Here is a 24,322-nt window from a genome sequence, read left to right on the forward strand (position 1 = left end):
CTGGACTCCTCTTTCTCACTTGGTATCCCCCCCCCCCCCCCCCCCCCCCCCCCCCCCCCCCCCCCCCCACACCACGGAACCGGTACAGCGGGAGGGCGCATGAAACGGCCGACGATCGCGGACATCGCGCGCCAGGCGGGAGTCTCCAAGGTCGCGGTCTCCTATGCGCTCAACGACCAGCCGGGCGTCTCCGCACAGACCAGGGCGCGGATCAAGGCCATCGCGCAGGAGGTCGGCTGGCGGCCCAGCAGCGCCGCCCGCGCGCTGAACGGCGCGCGGGCCCGCGCCGTGGGCCTGGCCGTGTGCCGGCCCGCACGCACCCTCAGCGTCGAGCCGTTCTTCATGGAACTCATCGGCGGCATCGAGTCCGAGCTCGCCCCGCGCTCCATCGCGCTCATGCTCCAGACCGTCACCAGCCACGAGGACGAGATCGAGCTCTACCGGCGCTGGTGGGGCGAGGGCCGGGTGGACGGCGCGCTCCTCGTGGACCTGCACGACGACGACACCCGGATCCCCGCACTCGCCGCCCTGAACCTGCCCGTGGTGGCCCTCGGCCCGCCGCACGCGACCGGGACCGTGCCCACTGTCTGGTCGGACGACGGAGCCAGCATCCGGGAAACAGTCGCCTATCTGGCGACGCTGGGGCACCGCGGCATCGCCCGGGTGGCGGGACTCGCGGGGCTCGCGCACACCACCGTGCGCGATGCCGCGTTCGAGGCGAGCTGCCGCGAAGCGGGCCTGCCCGAGCCCGTCGTGGTGCACACCGACTACTCCGGCGAGGACGGGGCACAGGCCACCCGCAGGCTGCTCATCACCCCGGACCGTCCCACCGCCATCGTCTACGACAACGACATCATGGCGGTCGCGGGCCTGTCGGTCACCCAGGAGCTGAACCTGGAGGTCCCCCGCGACCTGTCCCTGGTGGCGTGGGACGACTCACCCGTCTCCCAGGCCGTACGCCCCCAACTCACCGCCCTGACACGGGACATCCCCGAGTACGGCGCCTGCGCCGCGCGGGCCCTGCTGTCCGCCATCGACAAGAACCCCGTCGAACACCTCCAGGTGGACGCCGCCCACCTCGTGCCCCGGGCAAGCACTGGCCCACCTCGCGCGAGCTGAGGTGGGCCGGAGGTCGTTCGTGCGCGGGATCCGCGGTCACGCCCGCCGCACGCGGGGCGAGGCGGTCGACGCGCGAGGTGTCAGCGACGGGGTCCGCACCGCACGCGCTCCGACGTCCCGGCCGGCCATGACGGCGAAGAGTTCACGGGTGACCTCGGCGCCAAAGCCGTGCACGTCGTGGCTCATCGCCGACAGCGTGGGATGGGTGAGACGGCACAACTGTGAGTCGTCCCAGGCCAGCAGGGACAGCTCGTCCGGTACGGCGATGCCCATCTCGGAGGCGACGCCGAGCCCGGCCACGGCCATGATGTCGTTGTCGTAGACGACGGCCGTCGGCCGCTCGGGCCTCAGCAGCAACGAGCGTGTGGCGCGGGCCCCTTCCTCGCCGGCGAACTCCGTCGCCAGCTGGATCCCAGGGCCGAGGCCCAGCTCCCGCAGGGTGTCGTCGAAGGCCCGTTCGCGGATGGCGCTGTGCCCGAGGCCCGGTGGGCCGCCGACCCGGGCGATGCGGCGGTGACCGAGGGCGGCGAGGTAGCGCACCGCCTCCGCCACCGCGGTGGCGTCGTCCGTCCACACCGACGGGAGACCGCCGGTCAGGTCGGGGTGACCGACCGCCACCGCCGGGATGCCGAGCTGTTTGAGCGGTTCGATCCGCGGATCGTCCTGTTGGAAGTCGACCAGGATGGACCCGCCGATCTGCCGTTCCCTCCACCACGTCTCCTGGAGGGAGATCTCCTCGTCCAGGCTGCTGACCAGACGCAGCAGGAGGGAGCACGACTGTTCGGCCAGGACACTCTCGACGCCGGAGATGAACTCCATGTAGAACGGTTCGAGGCCGAGCAGCCGGGCAGGGCGGCACAGCGCGAGGCCGATCGTGTCGGTCCGCCGCGTCGACAGGTTCCTGGCCGAGGAGTCGGGTGCCCAGCCCAGTTCACGGGCGGCGGCGAAGATGCGCTCCCGGGTGGGCTCGGCCAGGCCCGGCTTGTGGTTGAACGCGATCGACACCGCGCCCTTGGACACCCCCGCGGCGGCCGCGACGTCCTTGATGGTGACGCGTCGGGCAGGTGCGCTCACGCCGGTTCCACGCAGAAGAGGGCCGCTCGGAACGCGTTGGCGCCCACACCCTCGGCGCCGTGCACACGAATGCGGGTCCGTTCGCCCGGCAGCAGCGTGATCAGGCCGCGGTCCGCGGTCGCGTGGGGTGCGAGGCGGTCGGGCTGGAGCAGCAGGTCGCGTACGAACGTGTGCGCACTCACCACGAGGTCGACCGTGTCCCGGTTCTGGCCCACGGTCTCCACCGCGATGTCGAACCGGGGTGCCGGGTAGTCGAACTCCTTGTCCCGGACGGGCAGATGGAGCGCACGCAGCTCGTCGGCATCAGCCACCAGGTACTCCTTCGTGGCCCCCGTCGCAGGCCGCACCTCCGGCGGTGCCGGCAGCCGGAGGACCTCGCGTGCGGGAACGGAGAACCCGAGCGAGACGCGGGTGGCGAGCGTGCCGTCGGTCCGCATCAGCCGCAGCGTGACGTCACAAGTCCAGGGCGCTGCCGCCTGGTTGATCAGGACGAGCTCAGGCCCGTCGGGGCCCGGATGGAGGGTGAGGAGTCGGTCGGCGTAGACGCGGCGCAGTTCGTGGTGGAGCGGCTTGAGGCGGCCGTCCCCGTCGATCGCGGACCAGGAGCTGACGGGCCAGCAGTCGTTGATCTGCCACACGATGGTTCCGGCGCAGCGCGGCCAGTTGGCGCGCCAGTGCTCGATGCCGGTGGCGACGGCGCGGGCCTGGACCACCTGGGTCAGGTAGTGCCAGCGGTCGAAGTCCCCCTCAGGGAGGACGAAATGACGCTCGACGCCGCGGTTCAGCTTGCCGTTGCCGTCCTCGGCCTTCTGGTGGTGCAGCATGCCGGGGGAGTCGGGGGCGAGGTCCTCGCCGGGCAGGGCGCGGCGCAGGGTGGTGAGGGCCGGGGGCGCCTGCCAGCCGAATTCGGAGACGAAGCGCGGCACGTTGTCCAGGTAGTCGGTGTAGTCCTGCCGGTTCCACACCTCCCACGAGTGGTAGGTGCCGTGGTCGGGATCGTTGGGGTGGCGCTCCCAGGAGCCGGACCAGGGGCTGCCTGCCGAGTAGTGCCGCGTCGGGTCCAACTCCGCGACCACGCGCGGCAGCAGCCCCAGGTAGTAGCCCTCGCCCCAGGAGTTCCCGGCGAGGGGCTTCTCCCAGTCCCAGTCCCGGAACCCCCACAGGTTCTCGTTGTTTCCGTTCCACAGCACGAGGCTGGGGTGCGGCATGAGCCGTATGACGTTGTCGCGGGCCTCGGCCTCCACCTCGCCGCGCAGCGGCTGCTCCTCCGGGTAGGCGGCACAGGCGAAGAGGAAGTCCTGCCAGACCATCAGGCCGAGCTCGTCGCAGACGTCGTAGAAGGCGTCGTCCTCATAGATGCCGCCGCCCCAGATCCGTACGAGGTCGACGTTGGCCGCGGCGGTCTGCTCCAGGCGTGCGCGGTAGCGCTCGGGCGTGATGCGCGAGGGCAGCACGTCGTCGGGGATCCAGTTCACACCGCGTACGAAGATCCGCTCGCCGTTGACGACGAACGTGAACCCGGTCCCGTGCTCGTCGGCCGTGCGGTCGAGGTCGACGGAGCGGAAGCCGATCCGCCGCCGCCAGCCGTCCAGGACCCTGTCGCCGTCATGGAGCGTCAAGTCTACGTCGTACAGAGGCTGTTCGCCGTAGCCGCGCGGCCACCACAGTTCCACGTCCGGCACGTCGAGTATGAGCGTGACAGCGTTGTCAACGACCTCGGCGCGTGCCGTGGCCCCCGCCACCGTGGCGTGTGCGGTGAGAGGCCGGCCGGTGCCGGAGGCGGTGCGTTCGAGATCGACGTGGAGCTCCACCCGTCCGCGCGTTCCGTCCACGGTCACCAGCGGACGCACCCGGTCGATGCGCGCCGTCGACCAGTGCTCGAGCCGGACCGGGCGCCACATGCCCGCGGTGACGACGGTCGGCCCCCAGTCCCAGCCGAAGTTCGCGGCCATCTTGCGGATGTACTGGAACGGCTCGGGATAGACGTTGGGCCGGTCGCCCGTCAGCTCCCTGACGGCGGCGGCCTCGTCGTACGCCGAGGCGAACGTGACGTTCAGCTCCCCGGCGAGACCGGTGACATCGAACCGATGGGTCCGGTGCATGTTGCGGGTCCGCCCCAACTCCTGACCGTCCAGGACGATACGGGCGGCGGTGTCGAGGCCCTCGAAGACCAGGTCGGTGCGCTCGTGCGAGGTCGCGCCGGGCGCGGCCTCGTCCGTTCGGCGCGTGTAGCTCCATGCTCGCCGCCCCACCCACTCCACCTCGTGCTCGTTCGCGCCGAGGAAGGGGTCGGGGATGAGGCCCGCGGTCAGCAGGTCCGTGTGGACGCAGCCGGGGACGCGGGCTTCGAGGAGTCTCCCCTCGTGGCTGACATGCCAGCCTTTGGTCAGCTGGACGATGTCTTTCATCAGCGGCTCCCATCAGACAGGCGCAGGCCCTGGTCGTGCGCAATGCCCGCCAACCTAACCCTCACGTGGTTAACCGGTCCAGTCCTGGGTGGCGATCATCGCTGCGCACAACTCCCTTGCCTGAAGCTCCTATCGGAAGTCGGGGCCGGACCTACGCGTAACGATTGGGCATCGTGCCGGAAATCAATGCTTTACCGGTTCACGGATGGCTGACATAGTGCCGTCAGCCGCTGGGCCTGAGCCGTAACCCTTGGAAGGAGTTGGGCACATGAGGAAGAAGCCGCTGAGCGCCGCACTGCTTGCCGCCGCGATGCTGACCGTCGCGGGATGTGGCGGAGGAGGGGCCTCGACGGGGGAAGCCGCCACCGCGCCTTCGGACCCCGGGAAGGCATCGGGCACCATCACCGTGCTGACCAACCGCACCGACCTGGTGCAGGACGGCACGATGGCGAAGTACGCCGCCGAGTTCAAGAAGACCCACCCCAAGGTGACGGTGAAGTTCCAGGGCATCACCGACTACGAGGGGGAGGTCAAGATCCGGATGAACACCGAGAACTACGGTGACGTCCTGCTGATCCCCTCGGTGATAGCCAAGGGCGACTACCCGAAGTTCTTCGCGCCGCTTGGTGACACCAAGGACATGGCCCGGACCTACCGCTTCACCGGCAAGACCGACGTGCGCGGCAAGACGTACGGCATCGCCAACTTCGGCACGGTCAACGGCCTCGTCTACAACAAGGCGGTGTGGAAGAAGGCCGGCCTCACCGACTGGCCCACCACCCCCGCGCGGTTCCTCGACGATCTGAGGCAGATCAAGGCGAGGACCGGAGCGACGCCCTACTACACCAACTTCAAGGACGGCTGGCCGCTGAGCAGCCCCTGGACCAACAGCGTCGGGTCGGTCAGCTGCGACGCGAAGGCGTCCGACGCCCTCGCCACCGCTGACAAGCCGTGGGCCAAGGGCAGCGACCTCAACGTCCTCGACTCCCTGCTCCACGACATCGTCCACGGGAAGATGTCGGAGAACGACCCCACCACCACCAACTGGGAGACGTCCAAGACGGACCTGGCCAAGGGGAAGATCGGCAGCATGCTGCTCGGTTCCTGGGCCGTGAACCAGATACGCGACGCCGCCACGAAGGCGGACCAGGACCCGGACGACATCGGGTTCATGCCCGTTCCGGTCCAGAAGGACGGCAAGTTCTGCGCCACGATGCTCTCCGACTACCAGCTGGCCGTGAACGCGCACTCCGACAACAAGAGCGCCGCCCGTGCCTGGATCGACTGGTTCACCGAGAAGTCCGGCTTCGCCGCCAAGGAGGGCGGGGTCTCCGCGCTCTCCTCCATGGGCTTCCCCGACGTCCTCAAGCTGTATCAAGACAACGATGTCAAGCTCATCGAGCGGTCCGAGGCCAAGACCGAGCAGGTCAATGCCATCGACAACGCCTCCGAGATCGGCCTCGCCAAGCAGGACTACCGGCAGAAGCTGATCGACATCGCCCGTGGCGCCCAGAAGGGCTCCCTCCAGGACTACTTCGACGACCTCGACAAGCGCTGGGCCGACGCGGCCGCCACCGCAGGCAACTGACCCGGACACGAGCACGGGGCCCCGCACCGCCCGCGGGGCCGGGCCCCGCTCCTGCAGCACGCTCGACACGGATCACGAAAGGCCCGTTCGACATGACCGACACCACGTCCAAAGCGCCGCCGACGTCCGTACGCCGTGCCATCCCCGTCGGCCGACGCTCCCGCCGGGGCGCCCGGCCCGTCCGGTCCTGGCACGATCATCCGCTGCGCAGGATCACCCCGTGGCTCTTCCTGCTCGCGCCGCTCGCGCTCCTGATCACGTTCACCTACGTCCCCGTGGGCAACATGATCTATTACAGCTTCACGGACTGGGACGGCGTCAGCCCCGACCGGGACACCGTCGGGTTCGACAACTACACCCAGCTCTTCACCCGGCCCGAGCTGTTCCGGGTGTTCTTCGTGAGCTTCTACTACCTGGCGGCCTCGGCCGTGCAGATCGTCGTCGCCCTCTACTTCGCGACGGTCCTCAGCTTCGACCTCCGCTTCCGCAACTTCTTCAAGGGGATCCTCTTCTTCCCCTACCTGATCAACGGTGTCGCGATCGGTTTCGTCTTCCTGTACTTCTTCCAGGACGGCGGCACGCTCGACTCGGTCCTGTCGTGGTTCGGCGTCGGCGGCGACCACGCCTGGCTCGGTGATCCGGAGTCGGCCAACACCTCACTGGCCGGGGTGTCCGTCTGGCGTTTCACCGGCCTGAACTTCGTCCTCTTCCTCGGCGCGATCCAGTCGATCCCCGGAGAGCTGTACGAAGCGGCGCAACTCGACGGCGCGAGCCGGTGGCAGCAGTTCCGGCACATCATCGCGCCGGGCATCCGGCCGGTGCTCAGTCTCAGCGTCATCCTGGCGATCTCCGGCTCGCTCGCCGTCTTCGAGATCCCGTACATCATGACCGGCGGGGCGACCGGCACCTCGACCTTCGTCATCCAGACGGTCAAGCTCGCCTTCCAGTTCAACAAGACGGGCCTGGCCTCGGCCTGCGCCGTCGTGCTGCTCCTGATCATCCTGGTGATCACCTGGATCCAGCGACGCCTCGTGCCCGACGACAAGGTGGACCTCGTATGACCACGCTCACCACCCCCGACCGGCCGACGACCCGCAAGGGGCCCCGCATCGGCACGGCCCTGACGTACGTTTCCCTGGTCGTCGCCTCGCTCGTCGTCCTGGTCCCCCTGGTCGTCATCTTCCTCACCTCCCTGAAATCCTCCCGGGAAGTGAGCGACGGCGGAGCGCTGAGCCTGCCGCACGACTGGCTGAACTTCTCGAACTACGCCACCGCGTTCAACGACGGCGAGATGCTGAGGGCGTTCGGGAACACCGCGTTCATCCTGCTGTTCTCCATTACCGGCACCGTACTCATCGGCTCCATGACCGCGTACGCGATCGACCGCTTCGATTTCCGGATGAAGAAGACGGTGATGGCCCTCTTCCTCGTCGCCACGCTGGTCCCCGGTGTGACGACGCAGGTCGCCACCTTCCAGGTGGTCAACAGCTTCGGCCTGGTGGACAGCCGATGGGCGCCGATCCTGCTCTACATGGGCACGGACATCGTGTCGATCTACATCTTCCTGCAATTCATCCGTGGCATTCCTACCTCACTCGACGAGGCGGCGCGGCTCGACGGCGCGAACACCTTCACGATCTACCGCAAGATTATTTTCCCGCTGCTCAAGCCGGCGATCGCCACGGTCGTCATCGTCAAGGGCATCACGACGTACAACGACTTCTACATCCCCTTCCTCTACATGCCGTCGGAGGACAAGGGGACCATCTCCACAGCGCTGTTCCGCTTCAAAGGGCCCTTCGGGGCGCACTGGGAAGCTATCTCGGCGGGGGCGATACTCGTGATCCTGCCGACCCTGCTCATTTTCCTGTTCCTGCAGCGCTACATCTACAACGGCTTCGCCCAGGGGGCCACCAAGTAGCGGGAGTAGCGCCGCCAGAGGAAGGGCGTTGGCCCAACCGCGAGCACTGACTAAGCTCCTGGGCAGACGAGTTGTCGGGGGGACGCATGTCGGAGGGGCTGGACGAGGGGCGGATGCGGCATCTGGAGCTGATCCAGACGATCGTGACCCGGATGGGCAACAACTCCTTCCTCATCAAGGGGTGGTCGCTGACGGTCACGGGCGCCCTGCTCGCCTACGCCGTCGGCAACGACAAGAGCGCCATCGCCGTCGTGGGTTTCGTGCCGGTGCTCGCCTTCTGGGCCCTGGACGGCTACTTCCTCTACCAGGAGCGGCTGTTCCGGCGCCTCTACGAACGGGTGCGCAGCACGTCCGCCGCGAACACGATCGAACCGTTCGCCATGGACGTGGCACCGGGCAGGGAGAAGGCGGGCGTACTGAAGGCCGCCGCCTCCTTCACCATCGCCGGGTTCTACGGAGGCCTGGCCCTGGCTCAGGCCTTCGCGCTGCTATTCGTCCTGTGAGGGGCGTGAGCGCGGCGCGTCCAGTGCCGCCCGCAGGCGCCGCACCGAGTCGTCGAGGCGGTCCGCGTCCGTCTCTGCCGCCTCGGGCCACAGCCGCGGCATCCTGTCGCCCGTGTAGCGCGGTACGACGTGGACGTGGAGGTGGAACACGGACTGGGTGGCCACCGCGCCCGACGACTGGATGACGTTCAGCCCCTCGGGGCGGTGGACCGCCCGGACCGCGTGCGCGGCCCTGAGCACCGCCGTACCGACGGCCGCCGCTGTCGCCTCGTCGAGGTCCCAGATGTCCGCGACGTGGCGTCGGGGCGCGACGAGCACATGTCCGGGGTGGACGGGGTTGAGGGGGAGGAAGGTCAGGGTGTCCGCGGTTCCCGCGACGACACGGGCCGGTCTGGCTCCCGCTTCGACCTCGCAGAAGACGCAGTCGGGGTCGTGGTGTTCGGCTCTCATGGGCGAACGATAGGCACGAGGGGCGGCGCGGCCGTCACACGCAGGGCGGCGCGGCTGTCAGAACATGCTGCCGGCGGTGTCGCCGCCGGTCACGTCGCCGGCCCGGCGACATCCCGGAATGCCAGCGGAAGCTTCTTCACCAGGTCCCTGTCCAGGTGGGGGAGGGGCGTACTGGCCTGGGCGACCATGGACTGGGCGAGCGTCGACACGTAGCTGTTGAGCTCCCGCTCCTTGTTGTCCGCCACCAGATCGAAGACGTCACCCTCGTACTGCGGCCTGCCCTCCAGGTGCACCGAGTACTGGTACGGAGCGAAGTCGGCCGGCATCTGCCAGTCCGAGAGGGGCCTGATCCAGAACACGGGCAGGATGGCGATGGGCTCCTGGCCGGGGGCCGCGTTGAGGTTCGCCATGCGCTGCACCATGACGGCCCACTCGCGCCGGCACCAGTCCCGCTGGAAGTACCCCTCCGTGATCAGGGGGACCATGAGCCGCGTGGTGCGGATCGCCTCGATCATCTTGGGCTCCCACGTCGCCCCGTGCTGCATCAGCTTGTCGAAGAAGCCGGACTTCGTCACCCGCCCCCCGAGCTTCGCCGTCACCCGCTTCTCCAGCAGGTTGTGGAACCTGAGCGCCTCGTCGAAGTCGACGTCCCGGTTGTGCCAGCTGGTGAAGAAGAAACAGGAGGGCGCCTCGGCCGGCTCCGTCGGCGACGCCTCCCGGGTACCCTGCCAGCGCTCCGTCAGCTCCTCGGCGATCCCTCGTACGCTGTCGGCCATCTGACGGCCGGTCCTCGCAGCCGCCGTCGCCTCCGCGACCGTGTCGGCCAGTGCCCGCACGAGCCCGGGATCCTCCTGTTCGAACACGGTGTCGAGCAGGAGATCGACGCGCTCCGCCATGGACAGGAGCTCCACACCCACGGACGCCGCTTCGGGCAGCACGGTCGCCGTCGGCCGCGACCGCAGGGCCACCATCCAGCGCAGGTAACTGCCGGTGTTCTCGCACACCGTCGAACGCAACAGGCTGGACCGCAGACTCGTGCGCGCCTTGTCCAGCGCGTCGGCCCGGTGCGGTGCGGGGAGCGAGGGCGATGGTTCGAGGCGCTCGGGCGGCGGGGGAGCCATACGGGCTATCTCCGTGACGGTGGCCACCTGTTCCACGGTGACCTTGCCGGACAGGACGGCTTCGCCGGCGCGCACGATCTGGTGCGGATGCCCGTCGAAGGTGTCCGCGAGCCGTGCGGCCTGCCGCTTGTCGAGACCCATGTTCTCCATGAGGAGCCGGACCACGTCGGCACGGGCCAACGGGCCCACGGGCAACCGGGTGTCCGGCTTCCACGCGCCGGTCCCGCGCGACGTGACCAGAATGCGCGCGTTGCCCTCCGGGAAGTGCTGCCGCACGCCGTCCGGGTCCGCCGCGTTGTCGAAGACGTAGAGCCAGTCGGCCGCCGTGGGACCGTCCAGCGGCAGCCCCAGGTCCCGCTCGAACCGCTCGCGCAGCCGCTCCGTCTCCTCCGCGACACGCTCCGCGAGCCGGGCCGGGTCCGGTTCCCGTGCGCAGTCGAAGACCCACATCAGTTCATAGTGCTGGGTGAAGAGATGCGCGTAGGAGATGGCGAGCTGTGAGGTGCCGTACCCGTGCGGGCGGTCCTCAGGGTCGTGCACCAGCACGGCGCGTTGGTCCATGAGCAGCCGGTGCGCGTCCGCGATCTCCTCGTCCCTGCCGACGAACGGTGCCGGCAGCGGCGGGAGGTTGTTGATCTGCGGCAGCTCCCGGGGCGGACGCCGCGACGGGCTCACCGGCCGCTCCCGCGATCCGCCGACTGCTGGGTCTCGGGGAGCACCTGCTCGATCAGGTGCTCGGCCTCCGCGGGGTCCGCGCCGGCCAGGACGACGACGTTCGCATCACGGACGAGCACCGGCCGCGGCGCCTTGTCGATCTGCACCAGGACGGCCTGGGAAGGCCGGTTGGGGGAGTTGACGAACGTGTCCGCCCACTCGGTGGGGCTCGTGTTCCCGGCCGCGAAGTAGTTGCGCGAGAAGATGACGAGCATGCGCTCGGCGGCGGCCCGCGCCTGGGCGACAGCGTCCTGGAGACTCTCCCGGCCGGCACGCCAGCGGCGCTGCACGACGTCGTGGCCCCGCTGGCCGAGCACCTCCGACATCCAGTCGGCCCAGGGCTGGTCGGCGCCGACGTAACTGATGGCGACCGAGCCCGGCACACGCCGCTGCAGCGCCCCGGCGTCAAGCATCTCGGGCCAGCGCGCCCAGTTCCGCACCTCGGCGTCAGCAGGCTGTCCGGCCTGCGCGGCGCTCTCGCTGCCGAACGCCGGGTCCAGCTCCTGGGCGTCGGCAGGGTCCAGTCGTTCCAGTTCCGTACGCCCCGCCTCGGCAATGGTTTTGGCCAATTGTTCGAGGAGCGCGTAATACCGTACTTCGTTCTCCGCATGGGTAGGGGCCGCCAGGGACCCCAGTCCGTACCGCCGCAGCCAGTCGAAGGGTCCGGGGCCCTCCACCGATGTGCGTACGCCCTCCGGAACCTGATCGTCGGCGACGGGCTTCCAGCACAGGGGGATCAGGCAGCCGCGCGCCGGGACGCCCCGGATGCCTTCGTGGTGGCGCATACGGGCGTCGAAGACCGCCCATTCGAGGCCCGCGCCGCGGTCGGTGAAGTACCGCGGGGAGTACAGCACGATCATGACTCCGGCCCTGGTCACGGCGGACTCCCGGACCAAATCGGGACCCGCCGCCGCGCCGAGTACGCCGCTGACGCCGAACCCCTCCTGGATCCGCAGCTGGTACTCCAGATCGGCGTGGAAGCGCGTCAGCGCACGCCAGCCATCGGCGCGTACACAACTCGTATAGAAGAAAGCGGCTGGATCCACGCGCCCCTCACAAACTTCCGCCAACGGTCCGGCGTGATGGACATTCGCGCAGACTCGGTGAGAACGGATGGCCGGTCGGTCAGCGGCGGCTCCTCCGAGGCCGGTTCATACTCCCTCAATACCCCAGAGGATAGGCTTACTTGGCCCCGGCCGATATACTCACAGGCATCTGGGGGGAGCGCTCGGTGAGCGCACCGACGCATTCGCGAGCGGGGGGACGACCGGTCCGAGGATGCACGAGTCCCGGACTGTAGCAGCAGTCGCTCGATTCCCTTCAGAAGCACTTTCGTTCGACCGTGGCATGTTGGACGGCCTCCGCTCGTCGCGGAGTCGAGCAGTCGGGGGGAGCCTGCGTTATGGCACATGACGCGGCACAGCACACGGCACAGGGCGGCGCGTTATCCGCGGACAACGCACCGCACGGCCCGCCCGACGCCCTCACCCTGAGCAGACTTCCCCGCAGTGCCCTCGTCGAGGCTCTGCTGCGCAACGCCGGCCGAGCCGCCGGCCCCGAGCGGCCGAGGTGGGAAAGTGCGGTGTGACACCGCACCCCGCGCCACATCGCCCCCCGACGAACCGGCGGCGACGTTCACGCAGTTCGTGGTGAAGCTCTACAGCCGCTGCAACTTCGGCTGCCCCGACTGCTACATCTACGAGCACCGGGACCGAGGCTGGACCGAGCAGCCCCTGGTCATGGGCCCCGCCGTGATGAGACGGCTCTCCGGCAGGATCACCGAACACCTGCGCAGGCACACCCCGGAACGGGCCCAGGTCGTCCTGCACGGAGGGGAACCCCTGCTGGCCGGGCCCGCGATCCTGGAGCGCTTCGCCCGCCGCCTGCGCGCCGACTGCGCGGACCTCGCCACCCGGGTCGAACTGCTCGTCCAGACGAACGCCTCCCGTGTCGACCGGACCTTCCTGGAGATCTTCCGCCGGTACGACGTCACGGTCGGCGTCAGCGTCGACGGCACCGCCCGCTCGCACGACCGAAGGCGCCCCGACCGCGCGGGCCGGGGAACGTACACCGAGGTGGCCCGCGCACTGTCCCTGCTGCGCACCCCGCGCTACCGGCAGCTGTACGGCGGACTGCTGTGCGTCGTGGACATCGACGCCGACCCCGTGGAGACGTACGAGGCACTACTCGAGCACGAGCCGCCCACCGTCGACCTGCTGCTCCCGCACGCCACCTGGCAGTTCCCGCCGCCCCGGCCCCCGGGCGCGGACGAGGCGGCCTACGGCCGCTGGCTGGCCGCCGTCTTCGACCGCTGGTTCGACGCCCCGCGGCGGGAGACCTCGCTGCGGCTCTTCGACTCGCTGCTCGACCTGCACCTGGGCGGCACGAGCACCAGTGAGATGTGGGGCCCCTACGGCTCGGACGTCGTGGTGATCCAGCCGTCCGGGCTCATCGAGTACAACGACATCCTCAAGACGGTGAGCGCGCGGGCCGCCCGCTCCGTACTCCACATCGGCGCCCACGACTTCGACCGTGCGGCCGCCGACCCGGGTTTCGCCGCCGAGCGCGCCGGTCTGACCGGACTCTGCGCGCAGTGCCGGTCCTGTCCGGTCGTCGACATCTGCGGCGGCGGACTGCGCGCCCACCGCCACCGCCCCGACAACGGCTTCGACAACCCGTCGTGCTTCTGTGCCGACCTCAGGTTCCTCATCGACCACGTACGGGAGCGGCTCACGCACGGCGTCGGCACGTTGCGCGCGCACCTTGACCGAGAGGGGTGGAGCGCATGACCGCGCACCGCAGTCCAGACGCTCCCTACTACTACATAAGCCACGCCCTCCCGGTGCCGTCGGATCCGTGGCTGCGGGAGTTCCACACCGACGTCCAGACCGAGATGCACCGCCGCCTGGGCCCGGGCCCAGGCCACTCGGGCGTCCTCTCGGAACCCTGCCGCGGCCACGCGACGGCGGAAGGCCCGGACTGGACGCCCGCGATGCGCTGCCGCACGCTGCTCGTCCTGCTCACCGAGCGCTACTACAACGAGCCACGCACCGTTCGCGACCTGGAGGTGTTCCGGCGACGGCTGCTCTGGGGCCAGCACCAGACCGGCGAGCGGTCGCCCGCCCTGGTGCTCGTGCCGTGGAACACCAAAGGGCTGCCGCCCCGCAAGGAGCCCGACACCCTGGCCGTGCCGGTCGGCGACTACACGCGATCCGGCCTCGGAGGACTCGTAGGGGCACCACAGGCCCGCGGCGGCTATCTGAAGGTTCTGCGGGCGGTGGTCGAACGAATCGTCACCGGAGCCCGTCACTCGCCTCCCGTCATGACGCCTGAAGACCTGTACTTCACTGTTTCCCCAGGTGTTTCGGGAATGCCGAGAATTCCTCTTGGGGCCAGGAAATTCCTAGATAGGCAGTTCGCTCCGGTGCGGGTACCGTGGCAGCCAACGCACGCCGTACCACCGTCCCGCCCTGCCGAGGCATGGTGGGAGGCAGCCCCTCACCGTTCCTGGTTCTCCACTCCGGAGAGCGACGAGCGGCCCATCCTCCGGGGGCCTCACAGCTGACGCACCCACGCTGGAGCGACATCGATGAGCAGTGCAGAGCCGTCCGGTTCCGTACGTGGTGGAAACCAGGCGACCGTCGTCACCTTCTACTCGTACAAAGGCGGAGTCGGGCGGACGATGGCGCTGGCCAACGTCGCCTGGCTGCTCGCCGACGCGGGCCGTCGCGTCCTCGTCATCGACTGGGACCTGGAGTCACCCGGACTGCACCGCTATCTGCGCCCCTTCCTGCGGAACCCCGAACTGACCGAATCCACCGGCGTGGTGGAGATGGTCCAGGACTACGGCCGCGCCGTCGAGGCACTGGCGGCCGAGAACCTCCCCGACGTCGAGAGGGAGGTCAGACTGGCGGAGCTGCTCGAGCGGCACACACAGGTGGGCATGCACACCGACTCGCTCTCCTACCGCTTCGCGCGCCCCACCGGCAGGATCGACTTCCTCGGACCCGGCTGCCAGGACGGCCTGTACGGCCGGCGCGTCGCGACCTTCGACTGGGCCCGGTTCTACCAGGAGCAGAGCGGACGGCTCTTCGCCGAGGCACTCAGGGAGAGCCTGCGCTCCGACGACTACGACTACGTGCTCATCGACAGCCGCACCGGCCACTCGGACAACGCCAGCCTGTGCACGCTGCTCCTGCCCGACGTGGTCGTCGTCGGCTTCAACTTCAGCAACCAGTCCATCGAGGGCTCCGCCGCCGTCGCCCGGCAGGTGCGCGAGCAGTCCGCCGGCCGGATCAGGGTCCTGCCGGTCCCGATGCGCGTGGACCGCTCCCATCCGGAGCAGGCCGAGCGCCGCCGGTCCCGCGCCAGGGACCAGTTCACGGGCGCGGCGAGCCCGATCCTGCTCACCGGCGAGGAGCAGTACTGGCGCGAGGTCGAGGTGGCCCACCTGCCGCACGTCGCGTACGAGGAAGTCCTCCTCCCCTTCGCGCTGCAGAACTACGAACCCTCCCTGCAGAAGCAGGCCTACGAACGTCTCGGCCGGGAGATCAGCGGCGACGCCGACCTGCGCTTCGCCCCCGTCGCGGCCGAAGTCCGCGAGAAGCACGCCGAGTTGTTCGCCGAGGTCCCGGCGGCCTCCCGGGTCGTACGGCTCGTGTTCGAGCCGCAGGAGCGCCGGTGGGCGGACTGGATCCGGGCCGAGCTCTTCGCGAACGGGGTGATGTGCGAGTTCGACCGCGGATCCGGCGAGCGGGCCACCCGGGGCGACACGACGGTCACCTACCTCGTCCTGATGTCGTCCGTCATGGTCGGCTCGTCCCGCCTCACCGGTCTCATGGCGTACCTGAATCCGGACGGGCTCATCGGCCGCCGCAAGGTCGATGTGGCCTGGCTCGAGGACGTCGAGGTGCACCCCCCGTTCCGGGACCGGCCGGGCCCCAGGCTGCACACGCTGGAGGAGGGGCCGGCGCGCAACGCCCTCCTGGCGCACTTCATCCCCGGCGACCGCCGCGGCGTCCCGTGGGCGGACCGGTCCGGGCACGGGCCGCGCTTCCCCGGCAGGCACCCCCAGATCTCCCACGTCCCGCCGCTCCGCCAGGGCGAGTTCCTGGGACGGGAGGACTGCCTGCAAGAAGTGCGGAACGCGTTGCCCCCGGGCCAGGCGGCGCGGAAACCGGTCGTGCTGCACGGCCCGCCCGGAGTGGGCAAGCGGACCTACGCGCTGGAGTACCTGAACCGGTTCCGCGCCGACTACGACATCGTGTGGTGGATGCCCGCCGACAGCTCCGAGAACGTCGTGCGTGAACTGGTGCTGCTCAGCGCGCAGTTGGGCGCCTCCCGGCGCTCGTCGCCCCGGGCCGTGGACGCGCTGCGTGAGCTCCTGGAGGGCCGGCGCGGCGGACCCGAGAGGCTCCTCCTCGTCTACGAGGACGCACGCCACCCCGACGAGATCGAGAGTCTGCTCTTCAACAGCAACGAGGTGCACGTGCTCATCACGTCCGAGAACCCGGACTGGGGCACGCTGGCCCACCCCATCTGCATCGAGCCGCCGTCCGCCGAGGAGGCCGTACGGTACCTGCGGCGCAAGGCACCACAGCTGACCCCCGAACTCGCCGAGCAGCTGGTGGGACTGGGCGAGACACTGCCGCAGCTCCTCGACCAGATGGCCGCGTACCTGCAGAGCACGGCACGCCCGCCCGAGGCGGCGGTCGCCGAGTTCGTGCAAGGGGTCGGCAACCGGCAGGCCGTCGGCCTGGAATTCTCCTCCGCGGTGTGGCAGAGCGTCGTCGAGGACCTGGGCAAGGAGCGCCCCGCCTCCCTGGACCTGCTGCGGATGCTGACGGCACTGTCGCCGGAGGGCGCGGGCTGGGACCTGCTGGAGTCGCCGGCCTCCCTGGAGTTCCTCGGGCTGCCCGAGGGCGCGGAGGGCCGGCACCAGCTCGGTTTCGCGGCCCGCGGCCTGCTCAGCAGGTCCCAGGCGCGCCGCGGCCAGGACGGCAAGCGGCTCACGGCGTCCCGGATGATCCTCGCGGCGCAGCTCGGGGAGCTGGAGCCGACGGAGGCGGCGGAGGTCGCCGCCGGGGTCCGCCGCGTCCTCGCCGCCTACGCGCCCCCGGACGACCGGGTCGACGACCAGGACATGCTCCCGCGCTACGCGGAGCTGGACCTCCACGTCGAGTCCTCGGGCGCGGCCCTGGACGACAGCCCCGAGGTCCGCCGCTGGCTGGTCAACCAGGTGCGCTACCGGCGCCGCACCCAGTGCCTGGAGGCCGCGTTCACCCTGGCCCAGCGCCTTGAGCGGACGTGGACCGCCGGGGCGGTGGCCGACGACGAGCGACTGCTTCTCCTGCTGCGGCTGCGCGTGGAACTGGCCAACATCCACACCGATGCCGGCCGGTACCCGGAGGCGAACCGGATCAACGGCGCGGCGCTGGAGGAACTGCGCAGGCTGCAGGATCTGGACGGCGAGTTCGCGTTGCGCAGCGCCCTCGGGCGGGGCGGCGAGCTGCGGGCCCTGGGCCGCCCCCAGGACGCCCTCGCCGAGGACCAGTCGACCCGGGACATCCTGTGCTCCAAGTACGGCCCGGAGAATCACTTCACCCTGATGGCCGGCAGCAACCTCGGGCTCTCGCTGGACATGGTCGGCCTGCCGAACGACTCCTTGGAGCAGCACCAGGAGGTGCACGAGCACCGGGTGCGGGTCCTCGGCGAGCAGCACGAGCTGACCCTGCGCAGCTCCGTGCACGTGGCCAGCAGGCTGCGCGAGATAGGCCGGTACGAGGACTCACTGACCCGGCTCCAGGAGATCTACCGCCTCACCCAGACGAACGAGGAGCTCGGCTGGGCCCATATGACGACGCTCCTCGCGGCCTGCTCGCTCGCCTCGACCCTGCGGCACATCGCGACGCTCTCCCCGGCGCTGTCCTCGCAGACCCGGAAGGCGAAGGCGGACTCGGCCCGCATGCTCAACGCACGGGCGCGGGACGCCTTCGTCGTGTACGGCGGCCCCCGGCACCCCGAGGCCCTGGTCTCGGGTGTGGCACTCGCGGCCGACCTGCGGTTCCTGGGCCGGATCGACGGGCCCCACGGGGCGCGGGCGCTGGCCGAGGAGAACCTCGCGGCGTTCCGCGAGTGGGGCGAGGACCACCTCTTCACCCGGATCTGCGAGGTCAACCTCGCCCTGGTGCTGCGCGACGCGGAGGACGAGACCGCCGCCGAACTCAGCGAGCGGGGCCTGCGCGGCCTCAGGGAGATCCTCTATGTGGACCCGCACCATCCGCTGATCCTGACCGCGGCCCTGTGCCATGCCAACATGCTCGTCTTCGCGGGCGACTCACGGGCGGCGCGGGAACTCGACGAGGCGACGCACCGGGGCCTCCTCGAGAAGTTCGGCCCCGACCACCCCCTCACGCTGACCGTGGCCGCGCATCTGGGGCTGCGGCCGGACGCGGGGGACCACGCGAGTCCGGACAACCGGATCAGCATCGAACTGGACGTACCGAAGATCTAGACGTACCGAAGACTTGAGTGGACAGCACGGAACGAGGAGGACCTGATGGCGTATCCGTGGACGGGGTCGATCGGCGTCCCGCACGCCGTGGCGGTGCTCTCCACGGCCCGCGGGTGCGGCGCGACGCTGCTGACGGCCGCGGCCGGCCTGATCGTCGACGACGCCGTGGGCCGCGTCGGGCAGACGGTGGTCCTGATGGACGCCGACACCGACGGCGGCGGTCTCACCGAGCTGACCCGGTACTGGAACGCCCACTCCGAGGCCGGCGTCGACGGCCTCATCGGGTTCGCCGAGGACCCCATCGAGCTGGCCAACCGCTCCGTGCACGGCTACCTGCGGCACGTGCACACCGGAGACCCGCGCCGCCAGGACATGGCCGTGTTCCCCTTGGGCCCCGGCGACAAGCCGGGCGAACACCTGCCGACCAACGGGACACTCCAGGAGACCGTCGGTGCCGCGGTCGAACGGCTGATGGATCTCCAAGGTTGTCTGATCGTCGACTGCGGTGTCGTCCGCACCCCGGTCACACTCGAGGTGTGCCGACAGGTCCAGCACATCGTCCTGATCGGCCAGTCGGGACCGACGAGCGACATGGAGAGCGCCGAGCTCATGACGTGGCTGACGGAGCGCGGGCTGCACGAGAAGGTCCTCGGCCGGGTGTGCAACGACCCGAACGGCGCGCGACCGGGGGCGGCCGAGGCCACGGAGGCCTCTCCCGCACTGATGCGACTGCCGTACGACCGGGGTGGCGCGGCCACGATCGCCCTGGGGCGGCTGCCGGGCACCGGCAGTCCGCTGGTCCGGGCGCTGTGGGAGCAGATGCTGGCACGGTGGCCGGACGTTCTCAACGACGGTGCCATGGGGGCGAGATGAGCGATGACAGGACCGTGAACGGTACCGGCGCGCCGCCGGAGGTGCGCCGCGCGTCACATGTGACCGACGACAGCGACGTGTTCGTGGAGTTGTGCGCCGACGCGCTCAGCGAGACCGGGCTCCATCATGTCGCCCAGTACCGCTGGGGCGTCTTCGGCTACTCGGTGGACATCCTGGACCGGCTTCCCGAGGCGCAGGGCGGCGGGTTCGGCGGGCCGGGCGGCAAGGAACAGGACGTCAGGCGCGAACGGTTCGTACGGCTCGGCCGACAACTCCACTACGTCCTCGGCCGGATGGACCACGTACTGCGCTCCGTCGACAGCGGCAAGCTCATCCGCAGCGTGCTCCAGGTCGGTGACGGTGCCGTCTTCCACTACTACTTCCGCGCGGACGACTGTCTGACCGGCGTCTCGCTGGGCGCCGACACGGTGGACGCGGGCGACCGGGCCATGGCCGAACTCGTGGGGGCGTTCCGCCAGGAGATCGGCCTGCCCCTGATGAATCCGGGCGGCTTCGCGTCGGAGACGTCGCTGCCGGTGATCGCGCGGACGTCCCCCGCGGTGTCGAAGGAGCCCCACCGGGTCGTGGAGGGGGACTGGGGAACGACGGAACCCGAGTTGCTCGAGCACTGCGTCGAGTCGGTCTCGCCCCAGGCCCTGCACTACGCCGGATACGTCGCACCGGGCACCGGCCGCCTCAGCGCCGACGTCTTCAACGACCCGGAGCTGTCCCGCTTCTTCGGCGGCAGCCTCACCCGCGACGAACGGCGCACCCGCTACACCGAACTCGGCGAGCGCCTCCACTACGTCGTGGCACGCCTCAACCAGTCCCTGCGCGCGGTGATGCCCGGCCGTCTCTCGCGGGTCGTTCTCGACGTCGAGGAGGGCGCACTCTTCTACGTCGACCGTCCCGACGACCACTTCCTGCTCGGCGTCACCCTCGACCAGAGCCAAGTGGCCCGCGCCGACCGCCGGATGAACGACCTGATGCACCTGGTGGCGTCGGCGGCGGGCGAAGAGGCGGGCGGACGACGCTGAACCCCGCGTCGGCGATGGCCGAGTCGCGTGACGTCAAGTCGGGGTGGCCGTTCGCTCACACGGGTACATCGCACGTACGAACCGCGGGCATTCGGTCCCGGCGCCGCTCCACTGCTGGGATGCTCGTCGCCGTGGGCAGTCGGCCGGACGGGAGCGGGTCATGGCGAGGACGCTGAGAGCGGCGTACCACCTGTGGATCATGCTCGCCGTCCTCGGCGCCGGCTGGGTGCTCTCCGCCGTCACGGGGACCGGCCTCCTCACCGACTCCGCGGCCTACCCGGTGATCGTGTCGCTGCTGCTCGCCGTCGGACTGTACGGCTCGACCTCCGGCATCGACCTCGCCGAGGCGCGCGGCGATCTGCGCACGCTGGTTCTCGCGGTCACCGTCGGTGTGCTCGCCAAGGCCGCGCTGATCGTGCCGGTCCTGTGGCTCGCGGTCAGGGAACCGGCGTACCTGATCCTGGCGGTCGCGGTCGCCCAGATCGACCCGCTCTCGGTGGCGGCCCTGCGCTCGCGCAGCCGTATGTCGGAGCGCGGCAATACCGTGCTGTCCGTCTGGTCGTCCTTCGACGACCCGGTCACCGTGCTGCTCACGGCCTACCTGGCACCGGTGGCGCTGAGCGCGCTGGACGGCGGGGCGGACTCCTCCGCGCTGCCCGTCACGCCGGACGCGTACGCCTTGACCATGCTGGGGAACGTGGCCCTGGTCCTTGTGGCCGCCCTGTCCTGGTGCGTGCTGCGGCCGCGGCGGGCGGGGGTGGGGAGGGGGTGGCGCGATGTGCTGCGCGCGGCCGTCTGTCTGCTGGTGCTGGCCGGTGTCCTCGCGGCGGCCACCGCGTACGGCCTGATGCTCGGTGTGGCGGTCGTCGGCCTGTTCTACCGGCCGCCCCTGCTGGTGCCGGTGATCGGCCGGGTGCTGACCACCGCGTACTACCTGGCGCTCGTGGCGCTGGGGCTGCTCCTGGTCGATGGCGTGGAGCCGGGGCCCGGGATCGCCCTGGGGGCGGCCGCCTTCGTCGCCCAGATGGTCGTCGGCTGGGTGATCACGCGCAACCTGGACCGCTACGACAGGGTGTCCCTGGCGCTCGGCCAGCAGAACGGTGTGACGGCGGTCGTTCTCGCGCTGTCCCTGCAGCCGGCGTTCCCGCGCACGGTGGCGATCGTCGCGCCGGCCGTCGTCACGGTCAACGTCCTGCACTTCGTGACGAACGAGTTGTGGAGTCGACGTCAGCCGCCCCTGTCGGACGAGTCCGTTCCGACCGATCAGCCCCGTTGCCCCTCGCCGGCATCGTGGGTGATCAAGTCCCCCGGCTGACAGCGGAGGACCTCGCAGATCCGTGACAGGGTCGAGAACCGGATGGCCTTGGCCCGCCCGTTCTTGAGAACGGACAGGTTGACGACGGTGATCCCCACCTTCTCCGACAGTTCGGTGAGGGTCATGCCGCGCTCGGCCAGGAGCCGGTCGAGGTGGATCCGGATCGCGTGCAGTTCCTCTTCGGGCATCAGATGTTCTCTTCGGTTTCGGGCCTCAGACGGTCCCTTCGAGATCCTCCCGCATACGGACGCCCTCGCGCATGATCTTTCCCATGATCACCGCGGCGAGACCGGCGAGGATGAGCGCCTGCGGCCCGACGATGCTCGGTTCCGAACCGGCGACCGGTGCCATGCTCCCGACGAGCCAGGACTGCGACCAGCCGACGACGAGTCCGGCGGCGGGCGTGCCCACGGTGACGAACCAGCCGAGGGCGGAGAGCCGCCGGGCCGCGGCGTCGGTGAACGGCCCCTGCTCGAGGGCGGTCTTGAGCAGCCGCGAGAAGAGCAGCAGCGTCAGGGCGCCGAACAGGAGCCAGGGCAGTTCGCCCCCGAGGTCGGCGGCGCGCTGTGCGAAGGACGGGCCGTCCTGGCAGAGGCGGGCGGCGCTGCTGGAGGCGTCCACGCCCTCGCTGACCGGGAGGGGTTGGTCCGACGCGAGTGAGGCGTTGGCCCAGAAGCCCGTCTCCACGCAGACCGCTCCGTCGTCGAGCATGTGCGTGACCGCCGTACCGGCGAAGGCGAGCCCGCAGAGCACCGCCAGCGCGAAGGTCACTGACGCCAGGGTCCTCGTAAGTCGCGTGTCCACTGCAAGCCTTCCTATCGTTTATCGATATGCCTCAGGTTAGAGGAGCATATCGATAAACGACAAGTCGCTGCGGCGGCGTCAGTACGCGGAGTTGTTCACCGACCCGCGCCCGCCGGTCCGGCCGTCGGCAGGAACCGCGGCGCCCGCCAGGCCTTGAGTCGGTCCTCGACCGACGCCCCCAGTGACAGCAGTTTCGCGTCCTGGTGGTTGCCGGACATCAGGAGCAGGCCGACCGGAAGCTCGCCCACGGATCCGGCGGGAACCGAGAGGGAGGGGTATCCGGCAACGGCCGCGGGGGTGGAGGAGGGGATGACGTCGTTGTCGCCGCGTGCGCAGTCCGTCGTCCAGGCGGGCGGGTTCGTGGGTGCGGCGATGGCGTCGAGGTGGTGCGTGGCGATGGTCTCGTCCAGGGAGCGCTGCGAGAGGTCCTTCAACTCGGCTCGCACCGCACGGTACTTGGGGTCGGTCGTGGGCGGCGCGGCGAGAGCCTGCTCGAACAGTTCCTGGCCCGCGAAGCAGCTCTGCTCCTGAGGATGGGTGCGGTTGAACTCGATCAGCTCCGCGAGATCTCGCGGGCCCTCGCGCGTGGCGAGGTACGCGTCGATGTCCCGGTGGAACTCGCTGAGCAGCGCCGGGAATTCGAGCTCGGCGAGCCGCGCCTGGTACGGGGGCGTCACCTCGACGACCACCGCTCCGGCCTTGCGCAGCTTCTTCGCCGTACGCGTCATCAGCGCGTCGGCGTCGGCGCCGAGCGAGGGCAGGCGCCACAGGCCGATCCGCTTGCCGCGCAGGCTGCCGCGGGCGGTGTCACCGTACGCGCCCTTGGTCTCGCTCAGTACGGACAGCGTGAGCGCGGTGTCGGTCACGTTGCGCGCCATGGGCCCCGCGGTGTCCTGCTCGGCGGAGATCGGGACCACGCCCGACTGGCTGACCACGCCGAGGCTGGGCTTGTGGCCGACGACGCCGTTCATGCCGGCCGGGCACACGATGGAGCCGTCCGTCTCGGTGCCGATCGCCACCTGGGCCAGCGACGCGGCCAGCGCGGCGGCCGAGCCGGACGACGAACCGCACGGATTGCGGTCGAGGACGTAAGGGTTGTTGGTCTGGCCGCCCACGGCCGACCAGCCCGATGTCGGCTTAGCCGCACGGAAGTTGGCCCATTCGGACAGGTTCGTCTTGCCGAGGATCACGGCCCCCGCCTCGCGGAGCCGGGTCACGAGGGCGGCGTCGGTGCCGGGCGGGCTCCCGGCGAGCGCGAGCGACCCCGCCGTGGTCGGCATGTCGCGGGTGTTCACGTTGTCCTTGAGCAGGACGGGGATGCCGTCCAGAGGCCCGAGGGTCTTGCCGTGCCGGTGCCGCTCGTCGCTCGCGGCCGCCTCGCGCAGCGCCGTCGGGCTGGTGCGCAGCACGGAGTGGATCCTGGGATCGATCTTCTCGATCCGCCCCAGGTACGCCCAGGTCAGCGCCGACGAGGTCAGCGAACCGCGCGCCATGCGGGCCTGTAACTCCGGGATCGTCACGGTGTCGAGGTCGACCCCGGGCACCCGGTCCGAGCCGGTCGGCCGTGCCTCCGCACCGGTGCTGGCGCCTGCGGTCGTACCCGATACGCCTGTCAGAAGGGACCCCGCGACAAGGACGGCGGTCATTGCGGCAATGCTTCTCTTCCCCATGAGGATCAGCGCACTACATGCGCACCACTCGACGCAAGAGGCGCGAGGTGTCCGTGACATGAACCGCCGCTTCCCGGGGCCCGTGGGTGGACCGGGGACGGTGGATCGCGCTCGCACACGACCTGGATGATCTTCAGGGCAAGGTCCGGAGGGGCAGTGTTCCGTGCCCTGCGGGCCATCCCGTACGGCACTCGCGGCGAGTCGAGGGGCGG

The 24,322-nt window shown here is 70.1% G+C and carries 19 protein-coding genes; 11 read left to right on the forward strand and 8 right to left on the reverse strand.

What is annotated here, in order from left to right; genetic code table 11:
- Window positions 1-99: 99 nt before the first annotated feature.
- Window positions 100-1,119, forward strand: a complete 1,020-nt coding sequence (locus AC07DO_RS31105) for a LacI family DNA-binding transcriptional regulator (protein WP_479064237.1) — start codon at window positions 100-102, stop codon at window positions 1,117-1,119.
- 36 nt (window positions 1,120-1,155) lie between these two features.
- On the opposite strand, the gene AC07DO_RS31110 is transcribed toward AC07DO_RS31105, so the two are convergent.
- Both AC07DO_RS31110 and AC07DO_RS31115 read right to left on the reverse strand, forming a co-directional pair.
- Window positions 1,156-2,193 carry a LacI family DNA-binding transcriptional regulator gene (locus AC07DO_RS31110; RefSeq protein WP_479064239.1) on the reverse strand — a complete coding sequence of 346 codons (1,038 nt, stop codon included), beginning with the start codon at window positions 2,191-2,193 and terminating at the stop codon, window positions 1,156-1,158.
- Window positions 2,190-4,601, reverse strand: a complete 2,412-nt coding sequence (locus AC07DO_RS31115; protein ID WP_479064241.1) for a glycoside hydrolase family 2 protein — start codon at window positions 4,599-4,601, stop codon at window positions 2,190-2,192. The genes AC07DO_RS31110 and AC07DO_RS31115 overlap by 4 nt, the downstream gene beginning before the upstream one ends.
- A gap of 268 nt (window positions 4,602-4,869) precedes the next feature.
- Between AC07DO_RS31115 and AC07DO_RS31120 the strand changes: the two genes are divergently transcribed.
- The 4 genes from AC07DO_RS31120 to AC07DO_RS31135 all read left to right on the forward strand — a co-directional run bounded on the left by AC07DO_RS31120 (window position 4,870) and on the right by AC07DO_RS31135 (window position 8,613).
- A complete protein-coding gene (locus AC07DO_RS31120; protein WP_479064243.1) occupies window positions 4,870-6,189 on the forward strand; it encodes an ABC transporter substrate-binding protein in 1,320 nt (439 codons plus the stop codon).
- Between the two features lie 92 nt (window positions 6,190-6,281).
- Complete coding sequence (locus AC07DO_RS31125; protein ID WP_479064245.1) at window positions 6,282-7,250, forward strand: carbohydrate ABC transporter permease; 969 nt, start codon at window positions 6,282-6,284, stop codon at window positions 7,248-7,250.
- Window positions 7,247-8,110 carry a carbohydrate ABC transporter permease gene (locus AC07DO_RS31130; protein WP_479064247.1) on the forward strand — a complete coding sequence of 288 codons (864 nt, stop codon included), beginning with the start codon at window positions 7,247-7,249 and terminating at the stop codon, window positions 8,108-8,110. The genes AC07DO_RS31125 and AC07DO_RS31130 overlap by 4 nt, the downstream gene beginning before the upstream one ends.
- An 86-nt stretch (window positions 8,111-8,196) precedes the next feature.
- A complete protein-coding gene (locus AC07DO_RS31135) occupies window positions 8,197-8,613 on the forward strand; it encodes a hypothetical protein (protein ID WP_479064249.1) in 417 nt (138 codons plus the stop codon).
- Here AC07DO_RS31135 and AC07DO_RS31140 read toward each other — a convergent pair.
- The 3 genes from AC07DO_RS31140 to AC07DO_RS31150 form a co-directional block, all read right to left on the reverse strand.
- Window positions 8,599-9,063: an HIT family protein gene (locus AC07DO_RS31140; protein ID WP_479064251.1), complete on the reverse strand. Its 465-nt coding sequence runs from the start codon at window positions 9,061-9,063 to the stop codon at window positions 8,599-8,601. The genes AC07DO_RS31135 and AC07DO_RS31140 overlap by 15 nt on opposite strands.
- An 89-nt stretch (window positions 9,064-9,152) precedes the next feature.
- Window positions 9,153-10,859 carry a hypothetical protein gene (locus AC07DO_RS31145; RefSeq protein WP_479064253.1) on the reverse strand — a complete coding sequence of 569 codons (1,707 nt, stop codon included), beginning with the start codon at window positions 10,857-10,859 and terminating at the stop codon, window positions 9,153-9,155.
- Window positions 10,856-11,944 (reverse strand): TIR domain-containing protein, encoded by a 1,089-nt coding sequence (locus tag AC07DO_RS31150; protein WP_479064255.1) that lies wholly within the window; start codon window positions 11,942-11,944, stop codon window positions 10,856-10,858. Before AC07DO_RS31150 ends, AC07DO_RS31145 begins: the two co-directional genes overlap by 4 nt.
- Window positions 11,945-12,475: 531 nt before the next feature.
- On the opposite strand from AC07DO_RS31150, the gene AC07DO_RS31155 reads away from it, so the two are divergent.
- The 6 genes from AC07DO_RS31155 (at window position 12,476) to AC07DO_RS31180 (ending at window position 21,636) form a co-directional block, all read left to right on the forward strand.
- Window positions 12,476-13,687: an FxsB family cyclophane-forming radical SAM/SPASM peptide maturase gene (locus tag AC07DO_RS31155; RefSeq protein ID WP_479064257.1), complete on the forward strand. Its 1,212-nt coding sequence runs from the start codon at window positions 12,476-12,478 to the stop codon at window positions 13,685-13,687.
- A complete protein-coding gene (locus AC07DO_RS31160; protein WP_479064259.1) occupies window positions 13,684-14,463 on the forward strand; it encodes a hypothetical protein in 780 nt (259 codons plus the stop codon). Before AC07DO_RS31155 ends, AC07DO_RS31160 begins: the two co-directional genes overlap by 4 nt.
- A gap of 24 nt (window positions 14,464-14,487) precedes the next feature.
- Window positions 14,488-18,411, forward strand: a complete 3,924-nt coding sequence (gene fxsT / locus AC07DO_RS31165; protein ID WP_479064261.1) for an FxSxx-COOH system tetratricopeptide repeat protein — start codon at window positions 14,488-14,490, stop codon at window positions 18,409-18,411.
- A 45-nt stretch (window positions 18,412-18,456) separates the two neighbouring features.
- Complete coding sequence (locus tag AC07DO_RS31170) at window positions 18,457-19,284, forward strand: CpaE/TadZ family protein (protein WP_479064263.1); 828 nt, start codon at window positions 18,457-18,459, stop codon at window positions 19,282-19,284.
- A complete protein-coding gene (locus AC07DO_RS31175) occupies window positions 19,281-20,321 on the forward strand; it encodes a hypothetical protein (protein WP_479064265.1) in 1,041 nt (346 codons plus the stop codon). Before AC07DO_RS31170 ends, AC07DO_RS31175 begins: the two co-directional genes overlap by 4 nt.
- 160 nt (window positions 20,322-20,481) lie before the next feature.
- Window positions 20,482-21,636 carry a hypothetical protein gene (locus AC07DO_RS31180; protein WP_479064267.1) on the forward strand — a complete coding sequence of 385 codons (1,155 nt, stop codon included), beginning with the start codon at window positions 20,482-20,484 and terminating at the stop codon, window positions 21,634-21,636.
- Here AC07DO_RS31180 and AC07DO_RS31185 read toward each other — a convergent pair.
- The 3 genes from AC07DO_RS31185 to AC07DO_RS31195 all read right to left on the reverse strand — a co-directional run bounded on the left by AC07DO_RS31185 (window position 21,585) and on the right by AC07DO_RS31195 (window position 24,110).
- Window positions 21,585-21,824 carry a helix-turn-helix domain-containing protein gene (locus AC07DO_RS31185; protein WP_479064269.1) on the reverse strand — a complete coding sequence of 80 codons (240 nt, stop codon included), beginning with the start codon at window positions 21,822-21,824 and terminating at the stop codon, window positions 21,585-21,587. The two genes, AC07DO_RS31180 and AC07DO_RS31185, sit on opposite strands and share 52 nt — an antisense overlap.
- A 25-nt stretch (window positions 21,825-21,849) precedes the next feature.
- Window positions 21,850-22,407 (reverse strand): DUF2975 domain-containing protein, encoded by a 558-nt coding sequence (locus tag AC07DO_RS31190; RefSeq protein ID WP_479064271.1) that lies wholly within the window; start codon window positions 22,405-22,407, stop codon window positions 21,850-21,852.
- A gap of 128 nt (window positions 22,408-22,535) precedes the next feature.
- A complete protein-coding gene (locus AC07DO_RS31195; RefSeq protein ID WP_479064273.1) occupies window positions 22,536-24,110 on the reverse strand; it encodes an amidase family protein in 1,575 nt (524 codons plus the stop codon).
- Window positions 24,111-24,322 lie beyond the last annotated feature (212 nt).

The sequence above is a fragment of the Streptomyces sp. NPDC045678 genome, assembly GCF_056432085.1.